At 71.6% G+C, this 3270-nt stretch carries 3 protein-coding genes; all 3 read right to left on the reverse strand.

Annotation, left to right across the window (positions count from 1 at the left end):
- Positions 1–377, reverse strand: a 377-nt coding sequence (locus F4X11_16125; GenBank protein ID MYN66532.1) for an FAD-binding oxidoreductase, incomplete at its 3' end; no start/stop codon positions are given.
- Positions 378–386: 9 nt separating this feature from the next.
- Positions 387–2045, reverse strand: a complete 1659-nt coding sequence (locus F4X11_16130; protein MYN66533.1) for an MFS transporter — start codon at positions 2043–2045, stop codon at positions 387–389.
- A 46-nt stretch (positions 2046–2091) separates the two neighbouring features.
- Positions 2092–3018, reverse strand: a complete 927-nt coding sequence (locus tag F4X11_16135) for a methionine synthase (protein ID MYN66534.1) — start codon at positions 3016–3018, stop codon at positions 2092–2094.
- Positions 3019–3270: the final 252 nt, after the last annotated feature.

A 3270-nucleotide genomic window follows, 5' to 3' on the forward strand; every position in this document is an offset into this window, starting at 1 on the left:
TCAGACACCGTGGCGCCGGCGCCGACGGTGATGCTGCGCCCCAGGCGGTCGATGTCGCGCACCTCCCGCATGCGCCGCAGGCTGAGGATCACCGAGGGCACCTCGCGCAGCGGCGTCGCCCCGCCGCAGAGCCCCGTGTTGCCGCCTTGGGGAACCACGGCGACGCCAGCCGCGGCGCAGAGGCGCACCACCGTCGCCACCTCGGCGGTGTCGGCGGGGCGGACCACCGCCAAGGCGTGGCCGTGGTAACGCCGGCGTTCGTCGACGAGCAACGGCGCCAGGACGTCCTCGTCGGTCCGCGTGTGCTGGGCACCCACTGCGGCGGCGAGGTCGGCGATCAGGTCACGACAACCGGCGGTCCCGTCGGAGTTGGACATCGGCCCGCCTTAGGTGTCCCTGGTGGTTGCGTCCGCCTCCGCCGGCAGGACCGCAGGAGGAACGAAATGGATGATCTCGCCGGACGGAGCCGTCGGCTGACCTCGGAGGCTCCCCGCGCCCACCCCCGCCGGCGTGGCGTGGCCGCTGGCGGCGCGGTTCTTCGGGTACGTCCGGTGGACGATGACAGCGGTAAAGAGCAGCAGAGCGGCCGCCGCCCAGGCTGCCAAGGCCGCTCCGCGGTCGAACGCGTCAGCGGCAACGACCAGCAGCCGTTCGGCCGCCGCCGCAGGCAGATCGGCGCCAGCGCCGACCGCGCCGCCGATCGAGTCGGATGCAGCCTCGGCCGTTGCCGCTGGCAGGTCGCCCAGCCTTCCGGAGACACCCTGCCGGTAGCCGACCGACAGCAGCGATCCCAACAGCGCGATGCCGACGGCCCCGCCCGTCTCGCGAGTCGTGTCGTTGAGGGCCGAGCCGACGCCGGACTTGTGCGGCGGGAGTGAACTGACGATGGCGTGCGCGGCGGTCGGCATGGTCACCGCCAGCCCGACGCCCAACACCGAGAGGCCCACCGCAGCAAGCCAATACGGCGACAGCGTCCTGACCGTCCCCATGATCGCCATCCCGGCGGTGCTGATCAGCAGCCCCGCGCTGAGACTGGACCGCGTGCCGGACCGGGCGATCAGGGCCGGGATGCGGGGCGCGATCAGGAACACCACCGCCGAGACGGGCAGCATCCGGACTCCTGCTGCGAGCGGCGAGTGGCCCTGCGCAAACTGGAAGAACTGGGTGAGGATGAACACGGTTCCGTACAGGGCGCAGAAGGTGGCGACCGCGGAGACGGCTCCGAGGGTGAAGACCCGATTGCCGAAGTAGGCCGGGTCGAGCATCGGGTACCGGACCCGGCGCCCCCAGCGGGCGTAGGCCCAGAGCCCCACCGCCGCGGCGCCGAAGCCTCCGATTACCCAGGGGTCTCGCCATCCCAGTTCGGGGCCTTCGATGATCCCGAACAGCAGGCAGCCGAGCGCCACGATCGACAGTGCCGATCCGACAGCGTCCAGCGGCCGCTGCTCCTCGTCGCGGGACGTCGGCACAAGCCAGGCAGCCAGCACCACGACGGCTCCGGCCACGGGAACGGTGAACAGGAAGGCCGACCCCCACCAGAAGTGCCGGAGCAGGACACCGCCGACGACGGGCCCGAGCATCCCGCTCAGGCCGGCGGCCGCCGACCAGGCAGCGACCGCCTTGGCCCGATCCGACGGCGGGAAGAGCGCCGCGCCGATCGACAGCGTCGCCGGCATGACCAGGGCGGCGCCAACCCCCATGACGGCTCGGTAGACGATCACCTGCCCGGCGGTCGTCGCGTAGGCCGCCAGCCCGCTGGCCGCACCGAAGATCACGATCCCGGCGAGCAGCACGCCCTTTCGACCCCGGCGGTCGCCGAGGGCGCCCAGCGGCAGCAGCAGGCAGGCGAAGGTCAGGATCTGGGCGTCGGTGATCCATTGCAGATCCGAGCCGCTGGCGCCAAGCGCCGTCTGCATGGTCGGCAAGGCGATGTTCATCGAGCCGAGGTTGGTGAAGACCATCACCATTGACGAGCACAGCACGGCGAGGATCAGCCAGCGCCGGGGGTGAGGTTCGACGGAGGGCCCCGGGGGGTTCTCGCGCATGCCGGGCGCATTGTACGGGGCCCGCCTCCGGCGCCGGGCCGGCCCGTCAGGAGCGGTGGTCGCCCGCCAGCGCCGCCGCGATGGCGGCGATGTGGGCGGGGGTGCTGCCGCAGCAGGCGCCGATGATCCGTGCACCGCCTTGGTGTGCCCGGTGGGCGTGGGCCGACAGCATCTCGGAGGTGCCGGTGTAGTGGAAGGTGTCGCCGCTCCAGTAGGGGATGCCGGCGTTGGGTTTGGAGATCACCGGGGTGCCGGGGAGCGCGGCGGCGATTTCCAGGGCGGCGGCCTCAGTGTCGGCGATGTTGTTGCCGCAGTTGGCACCGAGCGCGGCCAGGTTCAGGCCGCCGAGGCGTTCGGCCGTCGCGGTGGCGCTGACGCCCATCATCGTGTGCCCGGCGGTGTCGAAGCTCATCGTCACAGCCACCGGCAGGTTGCACGCTCTTCGGGCGCCCCGCACCGCGGCCTCCGCCTCGGAGAGGTCGCTCATCGTCTCGACCCACAGCAGGTCGGTGCCGCCCTGCGCCAGACCCTCGGCTTGGGTGGCGAAGACTTGCTCGCAGTCGGCGGCGGTCATGGCGCCCAGCGGTTCCAGCAGTTCGCCGGTCGGCCCCATCGAACCGGCCACCAGAACGGTCCGGGCGTCTCGGCGGCACTCGGCCTCGGCGGCCTCGCGGGCGATGCGGGCGGCGGACTCGTTCAACTCCAGGGTGCGCCCGTCGAGGTTGTGCAGCCGCAGCCGGGCGCCGTTGGCGCCGAAGCTGTTGGTCAGCACCAAGTCGGCGCCGGCCCGCAGGTGGCTGCGGTGCACGTCGCGGATCCGCCCCGGCTTCAACAGGTTGAAGCGCTCGGGCGCGTCGCCGGTGGTCAGCCCCAGGGCGAACAGCCGCGTCCCCATGGCGCCGTCGGCCACGACGTATCCCTTCGTCTCGAAGAACTCGGCGAACACGTCGCCCGCGCCGGTCATCGCCGCCACGGTACCGGTCGCCCCGCGCCGCTGGCATCCTCGACGGCCGTGAACACGGTCTGTAGAGTGCTTACAGCGATTTATCTCATTCTGAGAAAGCTCTGGGTAAGAGCATAAGACGGTGTAAGATATGTCTGATGGATCGCTTCGCCAATCCTTACCGTCCAGGTGCCGGGACCCCGCCGCCGGCGCTCATCGGCCGCGAGGATCTCATCGGGGGATTCGAGTTTGCGCTCCGCCGGGCCCTGGACTGCCGTCCCG

This window comes from Acidobacteriota bacterium (genome assembly GCA_009861545.1).
Lineage (GTDB): Bacteria > Acidobacteriota > Vicinamibacteria > Vicinamibacterales > UBA8438 > WTFV01.

Bases quoted from the DNA above. Each gene is read 5' to 3' on its own strand.
- F4X11_16130 (MYN66533.1), bottom strand. From the start codon at position 2,045: ATGCGCGAGAACCCCCCGGGGCCCTCCGTCGAACCTCACCCCCGGCGC.